The organism is Deltaproteobacteria bacterium (assembly GCA_009930495.1).
In the GTDB taxonomy this organism is placed as follows: Bacteria; Desulfobacterota; Desulfovibrionia; order Desulfovibrionales; family Desulfomicrobiaceae; genus Desulfomicrobium.
Genome location: RZYB01000487.1, coordinates 1 through 1,023, shown reverse-complemented (window position 1 = coordinate 1,023; position 1,023 = coordinate 1). Strand labels below are relative to the sequence as shown.

Genomic DNA, 1,023 nt, shown 5'->3' with positions numbered 1-1,023 from the left:
GGCTACGCGCTGGCTTTGGGCGCGTTTTTGTTGTGGGGAGGGCGGAACCTGCCGGCCGAGCGTTGGCAGATGCTGGCCAGTCTGCCCGTGGCCAAGAACCACGATGGCACCTGGCGGGCCGTGAATCTGACCTGGTACGGGGCGCTCAACGCCCTGGCCTACACCCTGGCCACGGCCACGGCCTTGGTGCTGCTTGGTTCCGTTGGCGTGGGCCTGGGTGGCCTGCTGGGTATTGTTGTCGGCGTGCTCGGCCTGTGTATCCCGGCCTCCCGGTTGGTGGCCCGTTTGGTGGAGGGCAAACGCAACACGTTCAGCGTGGGCGGGGCGTCGTTTGTGGGCATCGTTGCCGCGCCGTGGATCACGGTCCTGGCCGTCCAATGGTCGCCGGAAATCACGGTGCTGCCCGCGCTGGCCGCCCTGTCCATCGCCTATGCCGTGGGCGAGGGCGTGGGGCGCATGGCCTGTTTGAGTTTTGGCTGCTGCTACGGCCGGCCCGTGGCAACCTTGTCCGCGCCGTGGAAACGTTTTTTTTCGACCTGGAGCGTTGTCTTCGAGGGCGAAACCAAAAAGGCCGTCTACGCCCATGGGTTGGCCGGTCAGCCCCTGGTGCCCGTGCAGCTTATGACCGCCTGGCTGTACTGCGGCGGGGCCGTGATCGGGATGGTTTTGTTCGTTCGCGGCGCGTTCGGCGTGGCCATGATTTTGCCCCTGGTCGTGACCCAGGTCTGGCGCGTGCTTTCGGAGTTTTTGCGTGCGGACTATCGCGGGGAGCGCAAAATTTCCGCCTACCAGATCATGGCCGGAGTCGGCGTGCTGTATGGCGCGGCCCTGCCATCGTTTTTTTCCGCGCCAGCGCTTGATCCCGATGTGTCTCTGGGGCTGGCCGCCGTGTGGAGCCCGGCCGTGCTGCTTGTGCTCCAGGCGGTGTGCGCCGTCGTGTTTGTCTATACCGGTCGCAGCACCGTGACCGATTCCGTGGTGCGGTTCGCGGTCAAGGAACAGGAAATTTGATGCGCTCCTCCC

General features: G+C 65.3%; 1 protein-coding gene. It reads left to right on the top strand.

Features of this window, described 5'->3' with window-relative positions:
* Positions 1-9: 9 nt before the first annotated feature.
* Positions 10-1,011, top strand: coding sequence for a prolipoprotein diacylglyceryl transferase (locus tag EOL86_15655; protein ID NCD27006.1), 1,002 nt, complete (start codon positions 10-12; stop codon positions 1,009-1,011).
* Positions 1,012-1,023: the final 12 nt, after the last annotated feature.